This is a genomic window from Hymenobacter sp. HD11105, from assembly GCF_054051685.1.
The window spans coordinates 1-21,274 of sequence record NZ_JBSWBR010000001.1 but is presented as its reverse complement, the minus strand read 5'-3'; the positions used below and the strand labels follow the sequence as shown (position 1 = coordinate 21,274).

At 54.0% G+C, this 21,274-nt stretch carries 22 protein-coding genes and 1 tRNA gene; 7 read left to right on the top strand and 16 right to left on the bottom strand.

Going from position 1 to position 21,274, the window contains the following annotated elements; all coding sequences use genetic code 11:
- Positions 1-46: 46 nt before the first annotated feature.
- From ACW9KT_RS00115 to ACW9KT_RS00090, 6 genes are all read right to left on the bottom strand, one after another.
- Positions 47-526, bottom strand: a complete 480-nt coding sequence (locus ACW9KT_RS00115) for a GNAT family N-acetyltransferase (RefSeq protein ID WP_457077328.1) — start codon at positions 524-526, stop codon at positions 47-49.
- A gap of 205 nt (positions 527-731) precedes the next feature.
- Positions 732-1,022 (bottom strand): GIY-YIG nuclease family protein, encoded by a 291-nt coding sequence (locus tag ACW9KT_RS00110; protein WP_457077327.1) that lies wholly within the window; start codon positions 1,020-1,022, stop codon positions 732-734.
- A gap of 212 nt (positions 1,023-1,234) precedes the next feature.
- Positions 1,235-1,918 (bottom strand): RibD family protein, encoded by a 684-nt coding sequence (locus tag ACW9KT_RS00105; protein ID WP_457077326.1) that lies wholly within the window; start codon positions 1,916-1,918, stop codon positions 1,235-1,237.
- 260 nt (positions 1,919-2,178) lie between these two features.
- Complete coding sequence (locus ACW9KT_RS00100; protein ID WP_457077325.1) at positions 2,179-2,466, bottom strand: hypothetical protein; 288 nt, start codon at positions 2,464-2,466, stop codon at positions 2,179-2,181.
- Between the two features lie 4 nt (positions 2,467-2,470).
- Complete coding sequence (locus tag ACW9KT_RS00095; protein ID WP_457077324.1) at positions 2,471-4,855, bottom strand: ribonucleoside-diphosphate reductase subunit alpha; 2,385 nt, start codon at positions 4,853-4,855, stop codon at positions 2,471-2,473.
- A 502-nt stretch (positions 4,856-5,357) separates the two neighbouring features.
- On the bottom strand, positions 5,358-6,317 hold the full coding sequence (locus tag ACW9KT_RS00090; protein ID WP_133274415.1) for a ribonucleoside-diphosphate reductase small subunit: 960 nt from the start codon (positions 6,315-6,317) through the stop codon (positions 5,358-5,360).
- Positions 6,318-6,787: 470 nt separating this feature from the next.
- Between ACW9KT_RS00090 and rplU the strand changes: the two genes are divergently transcribed.
- Both rplU and rpmA read left to right on the top strand, forming a co-directional pair.
- Entirely contained in the window at positions 6,788-7,093 is a 306-nt protein-coding gene (gene rplU / locus ACW9KT_RS00085; RefSeq protein WP_457077323.1) for a 50S ribosomal protein L21, read from the top strand.
- A gap of 92 nt (positions 7,094-7,185) precedes the next feature.
- On the top strand, positions 7,186-7,476 hold the full coding sequence (rpmA, locus tag ACW9KT_RS00080; RefSeq protein WP_457077322.1) for a 50S ribosomal protein L27: 291 nt from the start codon (positions 7,186-7,188) through the stop codon (positions 7,474-7,476).
- 151 nt (positions 7,477-7,627) lie between these two features.
- Here the strand turns inward: rpmA and ACW9KT_RS00075 are convergent, their stop codons facing one another.
- The 9 genes from ACW9KT_RS00075 to ACW9KT_RS00035 form a co-directional block, all read right to left on the bottom strand.
- A complete protein-coding gene (locus ACW9KT_RS00075) occupies positions 7,628-8,398 on the bottom strand; it encodes a cyclase family protein (RefSeq protein ID WP_457077321.1) in 771 nt (256 codons plus the stop codon).
- A gap of 29 nt (positions 8,399-8,427) precedes the next feature.
- Positions 8,428-9,117 (bottom strand): alpha/beta fold hydrolase, encoded by a 690-nt coding sequence (locus ACW9KT_RS00070; protein ID WP_457077320.1) that lies wholly within the window; start codon positions 9,115-9,117, stop codon positions 8,428-8,430.
- 32 nt (positions 9,118-9,149) lie between these two features.
- Positions 9,150-9,620 carry a hypothetical protein gene (locus tag ACW9KT_RS00065; RefSeq protein ID WP_457077319.1) on the bottom strand — a complete coding sequence of 157 codons (471 nt, stop codon included), beginning with the start codon at positions 9,618-9,620 and terminating at the stop codon, positions 9,150-9,152.
- A 28-nt stretch (positions 9,621-9,648) separates the two neighbouring features.
- The gene (gene hemW / locus ACW9KT_RS00060; protein ID WP_457077318.1) at positions 9,649-10,788 is read right to left on the bottom strand and encodes a radical SAM family heme chaperone HemW; all 1,140 of its coding nucleotides are present in this window, start codon (positions 10,786-10,788) and stop codon (positions 9,649-9,651) included.
- Positions 10,789-10,905: 117 nt separating this feature from the next.
- Positions 10,906-11,607: a ClpP family protease gene (locus ACW9KT_RS00055; protein ID WP_457077317.1), complete on the bottom strand. Its 702-nt coding sequence runs from the start codon at positions 11,605-11,607 to the stop codon at positions 10,906-10,908.
- A 125-nt stretch (positions 11,608-11,732) separates the two neighbouring features.
- On the bottom strand, positions 11,733-11,999 hold the full coding sequence (locus ACW9KT_RS00050) for a hypothetical protein (protein ID WP_457077316.1): 267 nt from the start codon (positions 11,997-11,999) through the stop codon (positions 11,733-11,735).
- 4 nt (positions 12,000-12,003) lie between these two features.
- Positions 12,004-12,597 (bottom strand): RNA polymerase sigma factor, encoded by a 594-nt coding sequence (locus ACW9KT_RS00045; protein ID WP_457077315.1) that lies wholly within the window; start codon positions 12,595-12,597, stop codon positions 12,004-12,006.
- A gap of 195 nt (positions 12,598-12,792) precedes the next feature.
- Positions 12,793-13,926: a multinuclear nonheme iron-dependent oxidase gene (locus tag ACW9KT_RS00040; protein WP_457077314.1), complete on the bottom strand. Its 1,134-nt coding sequence runs from the start codon at positions 13,924-13,926 to the stop codon at positions 12,793-12,795.
- Positions 13,927-13,947: 21 nt separating this feature from the next.
- Positions 13,948-14,187: a chryseobasin-related MNIO class RiPP peptide gene (locus ACW9KT_RS00035; RefSeq protein ID WP_457077313.1), complete on the bottom strand. Its 240-nt coding sequence runs from the start codon at positions 14,185-14,187 to the stop codon at positions 13,948-13,950.
- 119 nt (positions 14,188-14,306) lie between these two features.
- Between ACW9KT_RS00035 and ACW9KT_RS00030 the strand changes: the two genes are divergently transcribed.
- Positions 14,307-16,199 (top strand): POTRA domain-containing protein, encoded by a 1,893-nt coding sequence (locus tag ACW9KT_RS00030; protein ID WP_457077312.1) that lies wholly within the window; start codon positions 14,307-14,309, stop codon positions 16,197-16,199.
- Between the two features lie 66 nt (positions 16,200-16,265).
- Here ACW9KT_RS00030 and ACW9KT_RS00025 read toward each other — a convergent pair whose 3' ends face one another.
- Positions 16,266-17,375 carry an alpha/beta hydrolase gene (locus ACW9KT_RS00025; protein ID WP_457077311.1) on the bottom strand — a complete coding sequence of 370 codons (1,110 nt, stop codon included), beginning with the start codon at positions 17,373-17,375 and terminating at the stop codon, positions 16,266-16,268.
- Between the two features lie 300 nt (positions 17,376-17,675).
- Between ACW9KT_RS00025 and ACW9KT_RS00020 the strand changes: the two genes are divergently transcribed.
- The 4 genes from ACW9KT_RS00020 to ACW9KT_RS00005 all read left to right on the top strand — a co-directional run bounded on the left by ACW9KT_RS00020 (position 17,676) and on the right by ACW9KT_RS00005 (position 21,258).
- Positions 17,676-17,748 (top strand) — tRNA-Met (locus tag ACW9KT_RS00020).
- Positions 17,749-18,094: 346 nt separating this feature from the next.
- On the top strand, positions 18,095-19,474 hold the full coding sequence (locus ACW9KT_RS00015; protein ID WP_457077310.1) for a hypothetical protein: 1,380 nt from the start codon (positions 18,095-18,097) through the stop codon (positions 19,472-19,474).
- A 453-nt stretch (positions 19,475-19,927) separates the two neighbouring features.
- Entirely contained in the window at positions 19,928-20,482 is a 555-nt protein-coding gene (locus ACW9KT_RS00010) for a hypothetical protein (RefSeq protein ID WP_457077309.1), read from the top strand.
- A gap of 443 nt (positions 20,483-20,925) precedes the next feature.
- Positions 20,926-21,258: a hypothetical protein gene (locus tag ACW9KT_RS00005; protein WP_457077308.1), complete on the top strand. Its 333-nt coding sequence runs from the start codon at positions 20,926-20,928 to the stop codon at positions 21,256-21,258.
- Positions 21,259-21,274 lie beyond the last annotated feature (16 nt).

Sequence of the window (21,274 nt, the reverse complement as noted above, 5' to 3'; positions counted from 1 at the left end):
AAGCTGGTCACGAACTACAAGCTGGCAGTTCGCTGCTTTATCGATCCTATGTCAGTTTGTAAATGAATTCCTCTATCCCCGTTTGGCGCGCGTTCGCAAAGCCTTTGTCCGTGCCGATTTTTACAAAACCGCATTTTTCTAAAACTCTCTGCGAGCCTAGATTATCAAATGCAACTTGTCCAAGAATAGGTCTGGTGTTTTCAAGGATAAGGAAGTTCCTAAGTGCGGTTGTCGCGACTCCCTTTCCCCAGAAGCGTCTGTCTATCCAATAGGTGATTTCAGCGTCGCCTTCCCGCTCAAATTTTGAAATGCTACCGGCAATGATTTGATCCACCAAAATAGTCTGCATATGGATGGTCGGGTCATTCAGAAATCTGGTGTATTTCTCCACATATGCTTCTTTATCAGTGTGGTTTTCAGGCATAAATGCAGCTAAGTGACCTGCCTCTTCGTCGAGCTGGAATTGAAAGAAAAAGTCTAAGTCGGCTTTTTCGGTTGGCCTGAGGTTTACTTGTCTCTGCCGCATCGGGATAGTTCTGCTGCTACTATTGTGCGCTGTCTGGTATGATACCGCCTTGGTTGAAGAGCTGGTTCAAAAGGCGGTCATGCAGAGGCGGAGCCGAAGCATCTCGCGTGTTTATCAAGGTTAGCAACCAAACATCAGCACGCGAGATGCTTCGGCTCCGCCTCTGCATGACGTTATGGTATTGAAGAATTATTTAGTAATTCGTTTACCCCGACCAAGTACTCAAATCGATAGGCTCCCAAGTCGGATTCATTGTCGCAATCAGGGCTTCTTTCTTAGCTCTACTCCAGCCTTTGATCTCTTTTTCGCGCGCAATAGCTTGGAGAGCATCGGGACATACCTCAAAATACATAAGCAGATTGCATTGATAACGGCCGGTGAATTTGCCCGCAGTACCTAGGTTTTGATTGTGTTCATACAGCCGTCGGTCCAAGTTATTAGTGATGCCGGTGTAAAGAACTGACCTAGCAGGATTGGTCAGAAGGTAGATGTACACTAGATGATTGTCTTTATAGTAATATGTTCAATTTAAAGATATAGCATTGCAACGTCAGCACGCGAGATGCTTAGCTCTGCTCTGCATGACGTTCTCTCCGAGAAGTTACCATCGCAATACCAGCACGCGAGATGCTTCGGCTCCGCCTCGGCATGACCACCTCAAAAGAAAAAGCCCCCCACGGCGCCAACCGGCTTTCTGGGGGGCTTTTTCTAAGCTGCTCCTGCCTCGTAGCGAAGCCACAGAATCCCGTCGGGGCGCTGCTCGGCGCTTAGGAGCTTGAAGGGTGTGGCGGGGCCCGGCGCATCGCTCTGCTCGAAGATGGTGGGCGAGGTGGGCGCGCCATCTACCACGGGGTAATGCAGGAGGCTCAGCTCATCGATCAGGCCGGCTTTGAGCAGGGAACCGTTCAGGTGCCCTCCGCCTTCCAGCAGGATGGTCTGGATAGGGAATAGCTCGCCTAGCTTGTGCAGGACCAGCGCGAAGTCGATTTCCTGGGCGCCGCCGAATAGGTACGACACGCCTTTCTCACGCAGGTAAGCCAGGTATTCGTCGCTTACCTGCTCGGTGAGGATGCTGATGATGTGGTCGTCGTCGATGGCGGCCGATTCCCAGCCTAGCTTCCCGTGGGCATCGACAGCCACGGCAAACGACTCGGCACCGTGCTCGGCCACGAAGTCGGTGCGGGGCAGGGGAGAGGCTACGGGCTTCAGGTCGGGGGCTAGGCCGTGGGTGAAGTCCTTTTCCATGGTCACGCGCCCGCACAGCCAGGCCTGGGCCTCGAAGGTGGCGGCCGTCGTTTCGTACTCCTTGGTGTTGGGCGAGTCGCCCCAGCGGCTGAGAATGGTGCGCCCGTCCAGGGAACTCATCATGTGGCAGATTACCCGAGGTTTCATAGGTGTTGATTAGTGTAAGAATAAGGTGCTTCTTACGCGCATTTGCAGGTGCATGATATTACCATAAATGCAGAACGCCCAACCAATATGGTCGGGCGTTCTTATCTTAATATTAAGGGAACTACGAAGCCAATTGCCAATTGGTATTGGGTGGTAGTTGCCCGGTTTTACGCAGGTGAGATAGAAACTCTTGCTTCGTCAGTGGGCCACTAACTCTGATGCGTTCATACTCCTCTATCGTCCTACCAATCATTGAAAGATTATTGGCCGGATTCGAGTTGGCGGAGGATGACGTCTCGGATGGTTTCATAACTAGGTAAATTTACGTCTTCGATGACTAAGTGGTCATCCTTCAACATAAAAGTAACTGAAAGAAACTTCCGGTGCTTCGTATATCCAACAACTTCGTAAGAGCCATCTTCTTTGATATACCACGAACTACGATCAGAAGCAGCTAAAAGCTCCTCTATTTCGTCCATCTGGATATTGAAGCTGTGGCACCAATTCCAATTTACTTTGCCAAAATCAACCTTATAGCCTTCAAACATTTAATTACGAACCGCAAGCCTCGCAAGCATCTGGATTATCCAGCGAGCAAGCCATATCCGAAGCATTCTGGGCGGCTACGTTCAGCGGCTCTAGGGTCTCGGCGGCTTGTTTCTGCACCGTGAACTTGATGGCGTCGGCGGCGGCTTTGGTGCGCAGGTAGTACATGCCGGTTTTGAGGCCCTTCTTCCAGCTGTGGAAGTGCATGCTGGTGAGCTTGCCGAAGTTCACGTTCATCACGTGCAGGTTCAGGCTCTGGCTCTGGCAAATAAATGCCCCCCGGTCGGCCGACATATCGATAATGCGGCGCTGGGAGATTTCCCACACCGTCTTATACAGGTCTTTGATGTGCTGCGGGATGCGGGCGATGTTCTGCACCGAGCCGTTGGCAGCAATGATTTCGTTCTTCATCTGCTCGTTCCAGATGCCGAGCTTGATGAGGTCCTTGAGCAAGTGCTTGTTTACCACCATAAACTCTCCGCTCAGCACGCGCCGCACGTAGATGTTGGAGGTGTAAGGCTCAAACGACTCGTTGTTGCCGAGAATCTGGGCGGTGCTGGCCGTGGGCATAGGCGCCACCAGCAGGGAGTTGCGCATGCCGTGCTCCATTACCTGAGCACGCAGCGTTTCCCAATCCCAGCGGCCCGAGTCGGGCGTCACGTTCCAGAGGTCGAACTGAAACTTACCCTGGCTCATGGGCGAGCCGGCGAAGGTCTCGTAGGGGCCATTTTTCTTGGCCAAATCCATGGAAGCCGTGCAGGCCGCGAAGTAGATGGTCTCGAAGATGTCCTTGTTCAGGCCCGTGGCTTCGTCGCTCTCGAAGGGCATGCGCAGCGCAATAAACGTATCGGCCAGCCCTTGCACGCCCAGCCCGATGGGGCGGTGGCGACGGTTGGAGCGCTCGGCCTCGGGCACGGGGTAATAATTGATGTCAATAACCTTGTTCAGGTTCTTGGTAGCGTGGTACGTTACCTCGTAGAGCTTCTGGTGGTCGAACACCATCTGGCCCTTCTGCTCACCTTCCTTCACGAAGCGCGGCAAGGCCAGCGAAGCCAGGTTGCAGACCGCAATTTCGTTCTCGTCGGTGTACTCCATAATCTCGGTGCACAGGTTCGACGACTTGATGGTACCCAGGTTCTGCTGGTTCGACTTGCGGTTGGCCGCGTCCTTGAACAGCATGTAGGGCGTGCCGGTCTCGGTCTGGCTTTCCAGAATGGCAAACCACAGCTCCTGCGCCTTGATGGTCTTGCGGCCGCGGCCTTCCTTCTCGTACTTGCGGTACAAGCGCTCGAAGTCCTCGCCCCAGGTGTCGCCCAGGCCGGGGCACTCGTTGGGGCACATCAGGGTCCAGTCGCCATTCTCTTCCACGCGCTTCATGAACAAGTCGGGCGTCCAGAGGGCGTAGAACAGGTCGCGGGCGCGGTTTTCTTCCTTGCCGTGGTTTTTCTTGAGGTCCAGGAAGTCGAAGATGTCGGCGTGCCAGGGCTCGATGTAAATAGCGAAGGCGCCTTTGCGCTTGCCACCACCCTGGTCCACGTAGCGGGCCGTGTCGTTGAACACCTTCAGCATCGGGATGATACCGTTGGAGGTACCGTTGGTGCCCTTGATGTAAGAGCCCGTAGCCCGCACGTTATGTATGCTGAGGCCAATACCGCCCGCCGACTGCGAAATCTGGGCGCAGTTTTTCAGCGTGTCGTAAATGCCCGTGATGGAGTCGTCCTTCATGGTGAGCAGGAAGCACGACGACAACTGGGGCTTCGGTGAGCCGGCGTTGAACAGGGTAGGGGTAGCGTGGGTAAACCACCGCTCGCTCATTAGCTCATAGGTCTCAATGGCCGAGTCGATATCGTCCTTGTGAATACCGATGGCCACGCGCATGAGCATGTGCTGGGGCCGCTCTACCACTTTGCCATCCATGCGCAGCAGGTAGGAGCGCTCCAGGGTTTTGAACCCGAAGTAGTCGTAGCTGTAGTCGCGGTCATACAGGATAGCCGAGTCGAGGGTAGCCGCGTGCTTGTGGATAACTTCCCACACGTCTTTGGCAATAAGCGAAGCGTTTTCGCCCGTCTTGGGGTCCTCGTAAGTGTACAACCGCTTCATCGTGCTGCTGAACGACTTGGACGTCACCTTATGTAAGTTGCTCACGGCAATGCGGGCCGCCAGAATAGCGTAGTCGGGGTGCTTGGTGGTGAGCGAGGCAGCGGTTTCGGCGGCCAGGTTGTCTAGCTCAATGGTCGTTACGCCGTCATAAATCCCGTCAATGACCTTTTTGGCCACTTCTATTGGCGAGACATACACCATGTTGAGCCCGTAGCAGAGCTTCTCGATGCGCGCCGTGACTTTGTCAAATTTCACGGATTCGCGCCGGCCGTCGCGTTTAATTACCAGCATAAGCGTGTGCGTTTTGGTAGTTGGATATGAGTTTGCCGGCTCTATTGGAGCAGGCAGTATAATCGGGAAATTGGGGTAAGCCGCGAATGGATGTGGCTAATCGTTGCGGAAGATATTTCTTACAGTTGGGTAGGACAAGACTTATCAACAGAAGTTATCCACATAGTCCAAAAATCCAGCGCTGGGGGGCAAAATTGATGGGAGGCGCTGTGAGATTGGTACTAAATTTTGGAGGTGAAATTGGGTTGTAGTGTTGGGGGAAATTTGGTAGGCGGCGCTAACGATTGGCCTCACCCCCTAGCCCCCTCTTCTAGGGGAGAGGGAGAACTAGCTTTTAGATTTTCTAGAATAGTAGCTCTTACTACTTACTAGCTCTTAGAGCTAGTTCCTCCTCTCCCCTAGAAGAGGGGGCTAGGGGGTGAGGCCTCGTTGAACGAGAAACAAGCCAACAAAAAAGCCCCCCAACCAACGCTGGAGGGCCTCTTTATTGAGAATCAACAGATTAAAAATCCTCGTCGAGCGAGAAGGCATTCTCGGTACGCTCGCTCATCACGCCGGCTTTCTGATACTCAGCTACGCGCTTTTCGAAGAAGTTGGTTTTACCCTGCAGAGAAATCATCTCCATGAAATCGAAGGGATTGGAAGCATTGTAAATCTTGCTGTAGCCCAACGACACCAGTAGGCGGTCGGCCACAAACTCGATATACTGCGCCATGTTTTTGGCGTTCATCCCGATCAGGTTCACGGGCAGGGCATCCGTTACAAACTCCTGCTCGATGGTTACCGCGTCGCGGATGATGCTATGCACACGCTCTTCGGAGAGCTTGTTTTGGAGGTAGCCGTACAGCAAACAAGCGAAGTCACAGTGTAGACCTTCGTCGCGGGAGATTAGCTCGTTGGAAAAGGTGAGGCCGGGCATCAAGCCACGCTTCTTCAGCCAGAAGATTGAGCAGAACGAGCCAGAGAAGAAAATGCCCTCCACGGCGGCAAAGGCGATGATGCGCTCGGCGAAATCTTCGGAGTTGATCCACTTCAGGGCCCACTCACCTTTTTTCTTCACGCAAGGCACGGTTTCGAGGGCATTGAAGAGGCGGTCTTTCTCCTTGGGATCTTTGATGTAGGTGTCAATCAGCAGCGAATAAGTCTCGCTGTGAATGTTTTCCATCATGATCTGGAAGCCGTAGAAGCAGCGCGCTTCAGGCATCTGCACTTCCTGCATGAAGTTGACAGCCAGGTTCTCATTCACGATGCCATCAGAGGCCGCGAAGAAGGCGAGCACGTGCGAGATGAAGTGTTTCTCGTTATCGTTGAGGTTTTCCCAATCTTTCTGATCTTGGGAAAGGTCTATTTCCTCGGCGGTCCAAAAGGAAGCTTCCGCCTTCTTGTAGAATTGCCAGACATCGTCGTTCTGGATGGGGAAAAGCACAAAGCGGTTGGGGTTCTCAACGAGCAGTGGTTCCATAACAGATAGCGTATTGAAGGTGAACGTGACCAAAAATATGATCAGGCGGTGGCTTGCCAACCTTGCGACAAACGGAATTGTTTAGTCCAGCTTTAGATAAAATTTGGCTGGTCAATGGATCAAATATAAACCCGACTACCGGCAAAATGCCCCCTGAAAAGCATTTTTATTCTGTTAATTTTTGCCTATGCTGGCTAAGTTGCCTGCTATATAATTTTTGTGGAAAAGGCCTAAATTTCCTTCTAAATGCCCGAATTATGAATAGTTATCCACATTCCATCTGTGGACAATCTAACTTATCCACAAAAAGTGTATTCGCGTGCCCGGCGCGTGCTCCTAGAACCCTCTGAAAACCTCCTTCGCGATGCGCCTTGTTTCGCCGACCAAATGAAGACTAGTGAGTTAGGTTTGGTTTTGAATCTTAAACCTGCTACTTTTGCCTTCCCATTTTTAAAACACGCGAGACGCCGATGTACGCAATCGTCAACATAGCTGGCAAGCAGACCAAGGTCGAAGCCGAGAAATTTGTTTATACCCACAAACTAGCCGGCAACGTCGGCGACGTAGTTGAGCTGGGCAATGTGCTCCTGACCGATAATAACGGTTCGCTCACTATCGGCGCTCCGTTTCTGGACGTGACTGTGAAAGGTACCATCTTGGCTCAAGTAAAGGGTGACAAGGTATTGGTCTTCAAGAAGAAGCGTCGTAAGGGCTACAAGAAGCTCAACGGCCACCGTCAGGACTACACCAAAGTAATGATCAACAGCATCGGGTAGTTGAACTAGCCTGATGAGTTGCTGAGCGAGAGTTTTCCGCCCTGAGCAACCAATAGGCAAGTCAGCACCACTAACGCACAACACATACTACAATGGCACATAAGAAAGGCGTAGGCTCATCTAACAACGGCCGCGAATCGCATTCTAAGCGCTTGGGCGTGAAGATCTTCGGCGGTCAAGACATCATTGCTGGCAACATCATCGTTCGTCAGCGTGGCACTAAGCACCACCCCGGCCAGAACGTGGGTATCGGCAAAGACCACACTCTGTTCGCTATGGTCGATGGCACCGTGCAGTTCCGCAAGGGCCGCAAGGACCGTTCGTTCGTATCGGTAGTACCCGTCATCGACGACACCGAGTTGACCGAAGCAACTGCTGCTTAGTCTAACTTATTAGCTAATCGATCTCCACAGCTTTGGTGGAAATCAGGAAAGTAACAAAAAGCCCCCCAGGTAAATCTGGGGGGCTTTTTGCGTTCGTGTCATAAGTGTGTAGTAGCTTCTGAAACCCGAAGCAATTGAAGGAGTGCTAAGCTCAGTTGAGTTTGTATAAAATTGGCTTGCTCGGGCTGGCGTCAAGCTCGAGACTTGTAACCTGAAGATTAAGCAGATACAGACCGTCCTTCAAATTATCAGGCACAAAGATGAGTTCCGTAATGGTGCTGGCGCGCCGCGTATGCTCGGGGTATTGCCAGAAAGCATGGTGAGCGAGAAGCTGGCCACCGTCTTCTTCTCTGTCTACACTAGGCAAATCTAGAAGCAAGTGTTCAATGTGATGGTCGGCAAGGTACTGAGCCAGCGCAGGCTCAATATAGGTAGGGTTGGTGCCGGAGTACTGGCGGGTACGCTTGGCTTTATGGTTTGGCAGGGTCCGCAGAATAATAGCCTCTGGTAACTGCGAGGAGCCCGGCAAAAAGCCCCCCAGCGCCGACTGCGCGTCGGCAAGCATCACTACCTGGTCGCCATTGGGCTGCGGGCGTGGCTCTACTGAAATGAGTCGGGCCACAAATAAAAAGCGACGCAGGCATTGATTCAAGGTCGCCGCGGGGTTGGTAGAAATATGACCGTAGCACTCCGTATGGGTACCGTTGCCGTGGGGCGTGAGGTGCACGCGCTTGTAGTTGGTGCTGCCACCTTCAGCTACGCTTCCTACAAAGTCACCCACCCAAATGGTTTCGAACTGCACCGGCTCGGCCCAAAAGCAGTTGACTTGATCTGGGCCCGGCGCCAAAGGCAGCGAAATATCCAGGGGCGCACTAGGGTCAAATGAGAATGTGTGGCCGTGGAAGGGATAAGTGGCGAGCATTTATGAGAGCAGCGATGGGTGGGTAGAATTTAACTCCGCACGTCTGTTGGCTCTTCTACAGCTTCCTGAGCGCGGCACTGTTTGCGTAGCAAGTCATTCAGGATTTCGCTGATCTGCTGGGCGTGGGTGAGTACCATAAAGTGCGTGCCACCAGGAATCATGTAGTCGACAGGCGCGGGAGAAGGCGGGAAAACTCGGTCGCGGGAGCCGAGAATCTGGACGCAGCTGCCGACCCCGGTGCTGTCCCAGTGCAAAAGCCGCTCAATTGCCCAGCTAGTGTAAGCCGAATCCATGTCGCGCAGGATGGCTTTGAAAGTCTTGTATTCGATATTGTCGTCAATGCCAAAGTACCAGCGGCCTGCCCAAGGAAATAACTTGAGCAGAGGCGGCGGCACCAATTTGTACACCCGTGTAGCCCGAATAAGACGCAGTAGGAGTGGCAACCGGCTAGCATCTGAAATACTGGAAACCAGCACCGCGCAGGCCAGTGGCCGGATTCGGCAAATTTCCAACGCCACCGTTCCCCCAAATGACACCCCGACCACGAAACAGGTCTGATCCTCAGGAATTGCTGCCGCCATGCGCCGTATGTAGTCCGGCAGCGGCTCGTCGCCGATGGGCTTCAGCCATTCCAAAACCTGCGCTGGGCCTTGAAGCAAGGGCAGCAATTTCTGAAAAACGCGCTTGTCAGCTCCCAGACCAGGAATCAAGTAGAACATAATAGCTCTGCGTGGTGAGGTTTATGATACGCCTACGGTTCCAAGCGCAAATAGACGCCCTCGAGGTAAAAGATGTTGTGGGGGGCAATTTCCTCTTCGTCTTCCTGATCCTCGTCCTCTACTTCCTGATCCTCTTCCTCTTCGTCGTCATCTTCCAGTAAAGAGGCCGGATAAGTGCACGACAGCTTCATGGCAACGTTGGCCAGCGGCACTGGGGGCCTTTCTTCGGTAGTGTACTCCAGCAAGCAAGGCCACTCCGTAACGGTTGCTAGGGCTTCAGCTACTTCCTCTTGCAAGGCCTCGGCGCGCTCACCAGCCAAGCGCAGCAACAGATCCAAAGCCGGAAACTGTAGGCCTAAATGAAAGAAATGCAGACTGTTATCGAAATAGGTGGTAGCCCACACAGTTACGTCGTCGGTATTGTCGAATACGATGGCAGTAATTTGAACGTGCTCAACAAAGAAGTCGGCGTCGTCGGCGAGGGCATCAATCAGGCGTTCCATAGGCACAGATTACGCTGATTTTATTGATTTAGCCAGCCTCCTGAAATAATTCCAGCGTGATGTGGTCAGCCAGGAGCTTGCCTTGGTCAGTAAGAATCAATACTTCATCGTGTAAGGTGGCCCAGTGGTTTCGCTCTAAATTGTGCAAGTAGTCAGCGCGTTGGGAGCGGATATCTACCCCGAATTCTTGGCGCATCCGGGCCAGATCGCAGCCCCGGGCGGTGCGCAGACTAGTCATCAGGTACTCATTGGCGCGGTCGGTGGGCGAGAGGGTTTCGCGGGTGACGGGCACCTCGTTTTGCTCCAGCAGACTGGTTACATAGCGCGTGTTGTTGGCTACAGCAAATTCCCGGCTCGTGCCATCGAAGGAGTGGGCACTTGGGCCCAAGCCCAAATAAGGCACACCGCGCCAGTAGTTTGAGTTGTGACGCGACTCGCGGCCGGGGAGGCAGAAGTTAGAAATCTCGTATTGCTCGTAGCCGTGCGTGGCCATTTCGGCCAGCAGCATTTCAAACTGCCGGGCTACAAACTCATCGGGTGGCGGGGTAAACTGGCCTTTGCGCAGGCGGCGCCCAAATACTGTATCGGGCTCAATAGTAAGTGCGTAGCAGGACAGGTGCGGTACTTGCAGGGCAAATGCTGCCGCCATATCCTGCTCCCAGATCCCGTGGTCGGAAGCCGGCACGCCATAAATCAAGTCTACGGAAATATTCTCGAAGCCCGCCTCCTGGGCCAGCCGCACACTCCGCGCCGACTCAGTGGCCGAGTGGGCCCGATTCATCAGGCGCAGGTGCGGCTCGTGGAAGCTTTGCAGCCCAATGCTCAGGCGATTAATAGGCGAAGCGGCCAGCTCCCGCAGCTTGTCGGCGGTCAGGTCGTCAGGGTTTGCTTCGAGGGTAATTTCGGCCTGGGGGGCAATTTGGAAGTGCCGATGAATGGCCGAGAACAGGGTATCCAGCTCAGCCGCCGTGAGCAAGGATGGCGTGCCGCCGCCGAAGTAAATTGTCTCCAGAACGGCCTGCGGTCCAAGGTAGTCGCGGCGCAGCTCCACTTCGCGTACCAGAGCCTCTACCAGCTTGCCTTTCAGCGCCATAGAAGTACTGAAATGGAAGTCGCAGTAGTGGCAGGCTTGTTTACAGAAAGGTATGTGGAGGTAAAGACCAGGCATTCAGCAAGAAGAGTAGCGTGTTGGGTAACAGCCGGAGCGGGGCAATTAGTTTAGCGCGACAGCGCCAAGTAATTCTAATTGACCCGCAAGCTACCCAAACGGCCGCTTCGCCTGATTTTATGCCACTAATTTTCGCTCCAATACTTCGTCAATCAGCCCATAGTCTCTGGCTTCATCAGCGCGTAGCCAATAGTCGCGGTCTGAGTCGTCGTGAATTTGTTGGTAGGTTTTACCTGTGCGTTCGGCATAAATGGTGTAGAGTTCCTGGCGCAGCTTCACCACCTCGCGGGCCGTAATCTCGATATCAGCTGAAGGACCTTGCACACCACTCGAAGGCTGGTGAATCATGACGCGAGCGTGGGGCAGAGCTGAGCGTTTGCCCAAGGCGCCTCCCGCCAGCAAAAAGGCCCCCATCGAGGCGGCCAACCCGGTGCAGATGGTTGCTACGTCGGGGCCCACATACTGCATGGTGTCATAAATGCCCAAGCCTGCGTACACCGAGCCGCCCGGCGAATTTACATAGAGCAGAATGTCTTTGTTGGCATCAACTGACTCTAGAAAAAGGAGTTGCGCGGTGATGATGTTGGCAATCTGGTCATCTACTGCCGTGCCCAGGAACACGATACGGTCCATTATCAAGCGGGAGAACACGTCAATTTCAGCGAAGCGGGTGGGGCGTTCCTCAATTACCAAGCGGGTCATGCCCGTTATGGAGTGGCGCATCTGGCCCTCCACTTGGTGCAAATATTCGTCGACTCGTAAGCCATTCAAGCCTTGACCCCGGACGGCAAACTTGCGGAATTCTTCTTTGGTCAGCATAAGTATGTTGGATGAAAAGCGGTGAGTTATGCGCACAGGAAATCAGCACGCTGACTGGGTGGCGCGGAGGAAAAGGCAAGCAGATAGAAAGGATCAGTGCTAAGTGCGGCGGTGTAGGCGACGCGTCAGGAAGGAGCGCAGCCCAGCCGTGGCCGTATGCAGCCAACTCGAGCGCTGGGGGCATATAGGCGCTGATGAATAGCGGCCAGTTCGCGCCGCAACTGGCGCTGGCCCGCTAAGTATATACCTTGATATAAAAGGCGTTGCGTTTCGGTATCAGCTTCCAATTCAGGGTCAAGCAAAAGCTGCACATTCCAGGCGGCCTCCGAAGGCGGCACTGCGGATAACAACTGCTGCTCGATGTACTGCAGACGTTCCAGTTCGGAGCGCATGGCGTTAGTGGGCTAGCAGTTGGTCTCGTACAGCCCGCACCGATTTGCGCAAACGCTCCAGACACTTGAATTTCTGCACCGTCGCTGAGCGCACGCTACTGTACCGGTGGGTGGTGGCAATCTGCTCCAGGGGTTGCTGGAAGTAATAAAAGGACAGCAAAATACTCTTACACTTCTCGCCCAGTTGCTCCACGTACCCCAGCACCGAAAAAGCCTCCTCTGAACTATCAGCCGAAGTCACTTCCGGCTCATCGGCGGGTGGGGCGTCGGTTTCCAGCCAATCCACCGCGGCGCTCCGATTGCGGCGGCTTAGCTCCTGCCGCCACAGGTTATGGCAAATGCTCACCAAGTAAGTGCTGGCCGAGGCCGTGAGTACGAGGGTGCTGCTAATGGCCTTTTCGTAAAATATCACCAGGGCATCATGAAACACATCCTGCGCATCCTGATCCGTACCGCCTAGGTGCTTCACCCGGCGCCGTACCATCGGAAAGGTGCGCCGGTAAAGCTCCGTGAGCATAGCTTCACGGTCATGCTGTAGGGCCACCCGCAGGGCGGTTGGTTCGGGCGGCAGGGGATGAGGTGGAAGAAGTGGTTTCATGGGAGCGTGCAGTCTAGTGATTAATCCTTTTTGGCCCCTGGTATCACCCAATTATTAAGAAAATACTTTCCCCTGGAAGCCCCATACCTCTTCCCCTACCCTGTCAATGCTTACTTACATAATTTAGCTACTTGTATGATAATTATATAGAGGATAATCTAGCAACTAACTACTTCTCCAATAAAATGACAGCAGCTACTTTTTCCACTTTTGCGCTATACTGACGGCGGTTTCCAACATACGCGGCTCCCACTGCTCCACTTTCCAGTCGGTATTCGCTAGGGACGAGGAATGCAGTCGGCGCTGGGCTTCCTCGAAGGAAAGCGCGGTTTCCAGAATATGCGAGAGTTGAATCTGTTGTTCGTGTAGTGTCGCGTCTTCTACTGCACTAGTCATTTGGAGAGGCTGCAACGGCAAAAACAGATTATTTAGGCTACTAGTACGACCTTTTCTACTCCCCTTCATCATCTTTTCCATCCGCCCAAAATCGCGGCGAAACTGGGCCCTACTGTCTGCAGTTTTTAGGCCAACGCCCAACTGCTCCAACACCACAAATTTTAGATTAGAACACTTTGGTATAGTTTGCTCCAGAAGCTGAAAAACCTCCTCTGGCACCGACTCATCGTGCGTATCCCGTCGAATTTTCTTATCCGGTACCAGCGCCGATTTTTCCCAGCTGCCGCCCGAAATATGGATTTCCCGCACCCGCTCCAAGGGGTATAGCTGGATAAGCTCGTCGTAGGCGACGGAAAAGTTGTGGAGCTGACAGTACAGGTTGTGCAGGTCCAAAATAAGGAAGCCATTTACGGGCTCCACCAGCTTTTCCAAAAACTCGCCGTGTTGTTTTACCTCGTCTAAAGAGTAGGCAAAAGCCAGATTCTCCAACCCCACCGGCCGCTGGCAAGCATCCTGTATACGGCTCAGTCGATCTTGACCGATGCGCAGCGTAGTAGCCGTGTACGGGATGTGCAAAGGCGCTCCGTAGTGAAAATTCTGACCAGTAAAAAAGCCAAAATGCTCGGTGATATGGTCGAAGTAGAACTCAGTGGATAGCTTTTTCAGTTGCTGTAGCCACTGCTGTTGCTCCTGCGTCCACTTGCCCGAGAGCAGGGAAAAGAATACCCCGTGGCCTATCAGCCTTTTCTGAGCGCCGTAGGTGCCGAGTAATTCCAAAAACCACTCTGGTACTTGCTCAGCCCATAAAAGTGTGTCGAATGACCACTCGATAGCTTCTACTCGACCTTCTTCCAGCAACGGAAAAGCCGCCGACAGAATATCGACATCCAGATTACAGGCTAGCGACGCTAAAATTGTCGGCTCCTTTTCCATGCCATCAACTATTTCGGGTGTTTATCCCATGCCGCAAGCTGGGCAATTAACGGGCGTTTTGGAAGACTCCTTCCCGCTTTTCCCAGCTTCTTCTTTGGGTTTGGGTGCGTCTTCTTTTGAGCAGCTGGTGGCTTGCACCGTCATGCCCACCAAGATAGCGCCGAGTAATGCTTTTGGCAGTTTCATAGTAGTACAAATCGTTTTAGGTAGGACAGATTTATTTTCAACTACAAGAGCCGGGTGCACGAATATTGGTTGCATCGGGTGGGCGGAATGTTGATTGATGTTTTGTTGTCAAATCGTGTCTGGGAGTTGACAAAGGCCGTTTTTTGCCGCTGTTAATGTTGCGGCCAAAAAAAGCCCCCCACAACAAGTGCTTCTTGTCCGCGTTCTTTGCCCCGATGTTTGTGCGCGTCTTCATTTGCTGGGTGGTAAGCTGGCTGCTAATTAGTTGGCCGAGCGCAGCATGGGCACAGGTCACGCCCACTCCGGCCGCGCCTAATCAGCCCACACTCCAAACGCCACCCTTGCCGCCAGCTCGCGCCGATACCAGCGCCACCCGCCTGCGCAAACCGCTTCGGGGGGCAAAATTCATCCGGCTGGACGTGGAAGAGGTAGACCGGCCCGCTCTGCGGCGCTTCCGCTTCCGCCCTAGCGCCCCCGACTCGCTCACCGCCCTGCGCACCATCCGCGACCTAGTGCTGGCCCTACAAGCCGACGCTTACCTCACTGCCTCAGCCGATACCCTACGCTGGCGCCGCGACACGGTGCGGGTGCGCCTGTACGTGGGCGAGCAGTTTCGGTGGGCGCGCCTGCGCAACGGCAACCTCGGCGACGGCCTGCTCACCAAAGCCGGTTACCGCGAAAAGTTCTTCCGCGACCAGCCCTTCCGGCCCCAGGAGTGGACTCAGTTGCAGCAGCGCGTACTTACCGAAGCCGAAAATCAAGGCTACCCCTTCGCCACCATCCGCCTCGACTCCGTCGCCCTCACCGGTTCCGATATTGAGGGCCGCGTGGTGCTCGACCGCGGCCCAGTCATCGTGTTTGACAGTCTACAAGTGGTAGGCAACACCAAGACCCGCACACAGTTTCTAACCAAGTATCTGCAGATTTTCCCCAATCAGCCTTACAGCCAACAGCGGGTGGCCGCCGCTGCCCGCCAGCTCCGCCAGCTCCCCTACATTCAGCTGAAAGCTGAGCCAGAGGTCCGGTTCGCTCAAGGCAAAGCGCGCGTGTACCTTCTTATCGACGACCGGGCCGCCAACCAGTTCGATGCCATTGTGGGCGTGCTACCTAACCCAAGTCCCGGACCGGGCCAGAACCGGGTGCAACTCACCGGCGACGTGACCATTAATTTGCGCAACATTCGCGGGGGCGGCAAGCAACTCGGTCTGCAATGGCGCAAAGTAGACGCCGCCTCCCAACTGCTCGATGCTCAATATGTGCACCCCAATTTCTTCGGCTCGCCGCTGGAGGTGGGGGGCAATTTCAACCTCTACCGTCAGTCCGATGCCTTTCTGACGCTACGGCCGCGTCTCCAAGTCACCTACCCTACGGCGCGGGCCGGGCGCATCAGCTTCTTCACAGAGTTTCGCAGCTCCCGCCTGCTTTCCGATTCCACCTTTAGGGAACTGCGGGCCCTGCCCGAAAACATCGATTCCGAGTACACTTCCTACGGCCTCGACTATTCCAAAAGCACCCTCGACGACCTATATTTCCCGCGCCGGGGGGCTTTTTTCACCGGTTTGGCAGCCGTCGGCAACAAGCGCATCAGCAAAAACACCGACCTCAACGATACGCTCTACAATCGGGTGCCCCTGCGCTCCACTCAAATTACGTTGGGCGGCCGGGCCGAATATTATTATCCGGTGGGGCGCAACGGCGTGTTCCTGGGCCGGGTGCGGGGCGAATCCTTGCTCAATGACCGGCTGTTTCTCAACGACTTATTTCGCCTGGGCGGCTTGGCTACACTGCGCGGCTTTAGCGAGTTTGCCTTCTTTGCCAGCTCCTACGCTGTCGGCACCGTGGAGTACCGGCAGTTTACCGGCCCCGATTCGTTCGTTTTTCTCTTCCTCGATCAAGCTTATTTGCAGCGCAAGCTCAACCAAGGCAACAACGCCGATTCGCCCACCGGCCTAGGCGCGGGCATAAGCTTCCGGACTGGGGCAGGCTTGTTTCAGCTGGTATACTCCGTGGGCCGCTCCCAACAGCTTGGTCAAAAGCTGGCGCTGAATGCTTCCAAAATTCACTTCGGTATTACGAGTCGATTTTAGGGTTATAGGCAAAAAAGCCCACCAGAACAGTTCTGGGGGGCTTTTTAATGCACAGTCGAAGCTGAACTATTTACTCATGGCAGCTTTCAACTCGCCAGCCGCAAAATCCTGCGCCTCACGAGCCTGGGGCACCACGGCGCCCATTCCGAAGAACTCGTGCGTTGCCCCGTCGAAGTTGCGGTATTTTACCGGCACGCCGGCTGCCTGTAGCTTATCCGCGTAGGTTTTGCCTTCGCTCATTAGCGGGTCGATGCTAGCCGTGATAACGGTAGCTGCGGGCAAGCCTTTTACGTTTGGCGCCGTCACAAGCGAAATCAACGGGTTCTTGCCATCGGCAGGAGTGCGCAGGTATTTGTCGAAGAACCACGCCATCAGTGGCTTACTTAGAGGCTTGGCGTTGGCGTTTTTCTGATACGAAGGTGTATTCAGGTCGTAGCCCGCAATGGGATATACTAGCAGCTGGTGCTTAGGCAATGACACGCCTTTGTCGCGGGCCATCATGCACACGGCGGCGGCCAAATTGCCCCCCGCACTTTCACCCGCCACTGCCACGCGCTGCGGATCGCCCTTGATGGAGGCCGCATTTTTCAGCACCCATTGATATGCAGCAAACGAGTCATTATGGGCCGTCGGAAATTTATTCTCTGGCGCTTGCCGGTACGCTACCGACACAAAAATGGCCCCCGTCTTTTCCGCCAGTGCCCGCACTGAGGGGTCGTAGGTATCTAAGGTGGCAATCACCCAGCCGCCACCGTGGTAGTACACCACCACAGGCAACGGTCCATTACCGGCATTACGAGGCGTATAAATGCGAGCTTTCACGCCGGGCGCGACCTCCTTGCTCATCGTATCGACGGGCGAAGGCGGGGTCGGAATGCCATATGCTCTCATTGCCGCCATAGTAGCGTCGGTCGCTGATGGGGCCTTACGTGCTTCCTGGGCCGTCAACTCATGCATCGGCTTCGGACCGCTCAGGCTGTCTAGCTTTTCAATAACAACTTGCATTTCCGGTGCAATATTGGGTGCCCAAGCGGGCTTTGGTCCCGTTGGGTGCAACGGCCGGGTAGCTGCGGCGGCTGTATCACCCATGGCCGTTGTAGCCAAGCTGCCTTCAGGGGCAGAAGTAGCCGTTTGGCCCGTGGTACTGTTGGAGTCGCAAGCGGTCAGCAACGCCATAGTCGCTAATGCTGCCGCGCAGGAAGCAGCTAAAAAAGAGTGTTTCTTAGCAATGAGGGGGAGTAAGCTGAAGTGTATGATGTGTGTAAGGGACCTACATACGGCCTGCCGCCTACTTAAGATTTAAGGAGCGCTACCAACAGGTATAAGACAGAGGGCTAATCAGTAAGGCCCTTGCCTTAAATAACACTCAGAAATTAATAAGACTGACTATCAGCGCAAAAGCCCCTGCAATCAACTTTTTGCAGCTGGACCTCACCTAATTCCGAAAAACCCTCTTACATTTGCAGAACCAAACAGTGCGGGGTGGAGCAGTTGGTAGCTCGTTGGGCTCATAACCCAAAGGTCACAGGTTCGAGTCCTGTCCCCGCTACCTAAAAAGGCCTTTCTATAACGGAAAGGCCTTTTTCTTTTGTATATAGGACAGTTTATAGGACAAATTCAGTTGGCCTCCTACCGTGTAGGACATTATTGCCTAATACACCAACCTACAAGAAATGGTGAAATAGCAGCCAACAAGTATCTTTATAGCGCCTACAGGTTTGTAGTTGCCAGCTCTACCAAACGGCAAAGCCCCGCGTTCCTCAGTCGAGGGCACGGGGCTTTTTCATACTTTGGCAGCAACTTGCCTAGTATGCTGACAATTTAAACTTCCGATTGAATAAACGTCAATCCATCGCCACAATCTATATTTGGCATAATATATATTTCATACGCATATGCCCGGCAAAAACAGTCTAACTCAACCGATAAACGTTTTTGTTTGGGCTACCTGGTGTGGCCTGCTTGCCTTTGCACTGTTTTGTATTTTTCGGTATGCGCCGAATATGCCGCTGGCCGAAGACTGGCACATGGTGCCCGCTCTCACCGGAAATGAGCAAGATATGCCTCGCTGGCTGTGGTCGCAGGTCAATGAACATCGGATTCCACTACCCCGACTCATCTATTTGGGGTTGCTGAAATTAAGTCATGGCGATTTTCGAGTGGGGATGGTTTTCAATGTGCTACTGATAGGCCTACTGGCGGCTATTGCTATTCGGGTTTGCGCTTACTTAAGGGAAGGAAAACTTTCGCTAACGGATGCGTTTATTCCGCTGATTTTGCTTCATATAGGGCACGGAAATAATCTTTTCTGGAGCTGGCAAGTCTCATTTGTCCTCCCTACGGTGTTGACTCTCATCCTGCTTTTACTTATCATTCAGTATAAATCGGCCCTTAAATCATCACTGGCCATCGCTGCCGGTCTATGTTTGATGTTGCTGCCCCTATGCGGTGCCAACGGATTATTATACGTTTTGCCCATTGCCCCCTGGCTATTAGCTGAAGGATTTATTCAGTGGCAGCATCAAGAACAAGGGACTAAAAGGTGGGTAGGCGTGCTGTTGGTTGGTAGTGTGCTGCTGACGGGTATTGAGGGCCTTGTTTATTTTGTTGGGTATGAGCGCCCCCCTTGGAACCCACCCAGTCCCGGCCTGCTCGCTACTCTCAAAACAGGCTGGAAGTTTCAGGCGCTCGGCCTAGGCCCTGCTGTTGAATACAATTGGTTGCCAGCGCTTCTGGCGATAGCCTTCCTGCTATTACCTACCTTTATTTTACTGCTTGCTACAATTCGCAGGGATTACACTACTCAATCCCGCCGCGTATGGGGAATGCTTTCTTTTTTCCTTGGCAGCCTGCTTTTCGCCTTAGTGATGGGATATGGCCGGGCAGGCTTGGTACCCGTTTATGGTTTACCCCACCGATATGCCCTGTTAGCCGTGCCAGCGCTGCTTATCTGCTATTTTACCTGGGGCCTTTATGCGTCAGGTGTCTGGCAGAAACGGATGCAATGGATTTTTTGCTTGACTGCGTTCAGTTTGCTTTACCCGAATACGAAACAAGGTTTTAACTGGCTTACCTGGTATAATGAAGGTGCCAGAGCAGTCGTTCTTGACATCGAAGCAGGCATGACACCGTCATCCATCGCTCAACGCAACAGACAATTTCTCATGCACTGGGATAAGATGCTGCTCCCTGGCTATATCGACATGCTGAAACAGGCTAAAATAGGTGCCTTTGAACATATAAAAACAGAATCGGCAACGAGCCGAATGGACTAAACTGCAGGCGCAGGGGCGGGCCTGAGCCAGGAGCAGGGAAGGCAAGGCGCAGCAGGTCGCGAAGAGTAAGGGTTTGAGCACAGAAAGAATCTCTAGTTATCCGACCCGAGGCTGGGCAAAAAACATACTAGGATAGGAGAAGCAGGGGCCGTGGGGGCATAGGGGACCTATTATTTTTATCTTAGTATAACCAACCACTTATTTGCGGTACCTGTTGCAGAACAAATAGAACTATAGCTATATAAGTTTGTGAGTCTAACGAACGTTATTATGGGTGTGTCCGCTTTTTTGACTCCCGGCTACTTACTGCCTGGTCGAGTTTCGTCTGGTTCTCGCTGCGGGGCGGACGGTTACTGACGGCAGTTCTTAGTTGGCCTACCTTTTGTACTAATTTGCTGGGGAGAGCATTAAAAATGCTGCCCCGGTATCCTTTTATTCTTATATCTCATCGATTTGCCCTGCCCGGGGCTGGAGCCCGCTGGGGGTATCCCGGCTATCCTTTTCGATTCTATGCTGTCTGCTTGCCTGTCCCGCTGTCTGCTCCTCACGCTCACCGTCGCCACCCTGAGCTGCGCCGACCACAAAGGGGCCGATCCCGCCCCGAAGCCGGCGCCAGTGCTGGCCCCCACCCCCACCTCGGAGGCCCGCAAGACCATCGTCGGGCACTGGCTGCTAAAAACACAAACGATCCAAGAGTATAATAGCGCAGGGGGCCTGATGACCGACAACACGTACCAGTATGCGGGCACGGGCGAGGACTATGAGCGCTTCTTTACGGCCGAGCAGGGCGTGCGCTTTCTTTATAAGGGGGGCGAGCAACTGGCCGGTACCTATCGCATCGAGGACATGCGCCTGGAGGTGACGGTGACCACGCCGAATAATCCCATACCCTTCCGGCCTTATACGATCCTCAAGCTGACGGCCACCGAGTTGGAGCTGTTAATCGATCCGCGAACGGCCGAGCGCCTAAGCGGCGTGGTGACCACACAGCGGTATGCCAAGCAGTAGGGCCTGGATGCACCCGCTCCGTTGTCAACTCGGCTGGCACGCCTGGGGGCCACCCCTCCAAACGTTCTTTTACGTGGAGGTCCAGCGGTGTCCGTCCTGTGGGCGGGTTCGAACCACGGATTATTCCGGCCAGCGGCGGCTGCTCGCCCCGGTCCGAAAATAAGGGCCGAGCAGTCAGCTGGCCACCGCACTCGCGCTACAGGCTAGCCGAAGCGGCCCCCGGGTCGTCGGGCAGGTCTCCTAAAGGCAAGTAGGCGGAGCAGTAGCCGGGGACCACCCTACCTCCCTGCACTAACGTTTAGGTCCGATAAATTTCAGGTAGCGGACCTAATATTCAGTGCCACCCTTCGACTTGGAAAAAGGGGTTCCTTTTAAGCGCTAGCCACCCGATGCGCTTGATCCTAGGAGCACGTTCGTATCCATCCCTACTTCACCCTGCCCCTATGCCGACCGACTCCTATACCCAACTAGTGGCGGCGCTTCGCCTCTTAGCCGCGCCCGCTGAGGAGCAGTGTCAGTATTATCCTCCCTACGTCGTCGCGGATGAGATCACCTTGGACTACGACGATGCGCTGTTACTGCTCACTAGCGCCCCGCCTCCGCTTCCCTTAACGACCACCATATACACGGCCCTCATCGAGCTAGATCAAGCACTGTATGCGATGTCCTCCGTTTCCGACCTGTGGACGGTCGAGGCTTTGGCGCACAGCCCGCGGTGGAACCACCTCCGCCGGCAAGCAGCGGCCATTCTAGCTCTACTTGCAGACAGGGAATAAGGATCGATAAGCAGGG